The organism is Natrinema sp. CRL1 (assembly GCF_059162405.1).
In genome coordinates this window covers 1-404 of sequence record NZ_JBLVOY010000028.1, presented here as the reverse complement: position 1 = coordinate 404, position 404 = coordinate 1, and the positions used below count along the sequence as shown (strand labels likewise).

Genomic DNA, 404 nt, shown 5'->3' with positions numbered 1-404 from the left:
ATGCTAACTCAAGTTGAAAAAACGAATATGGATCATATTGTTACCATTGTTGGGCATGGGGCAGAAAAGGTTCGTGAACTTTTAGGTGATCGTACAGAATATGCAATTCAAGAACAACAATTGGGTACGGGACATGCCGTTTTACAAGCTGAAAAAATTTTGGGTGATAAAGATGGAATGACCATGATCGTTAGTGGTGATACACCTTTATTTACAGCTAAAACTTTTGAAAATCTTTTTGAATATCACCGTCAAAAAGGAGCGGCTGCTACAATTTTAACTGCGCGTACTGAAAATCCATTCTCATATGGACGAATTGTCCGTAATGAGGTTGGCGTTGTTTCTAAAATTGTAGAACAGAAAGATGCTACCACTGAAGAAGCAGAAATTAAGGAAATTAATAC

Annotated in this window: 1 protein-coding gene; it reads left to right on the top strand. The window is 36.9% G+C overall.

Translation table 11 applies throughout. The features are described from left to right. Nucleotides 1-404 (top strand): sugar phosphate nucleotidyltransferase (locus tag ACJYUO_RS21880; RefSeq protein WP_494347412.1); only part of this gene is annotated, 404 nt, incomplete at both ends.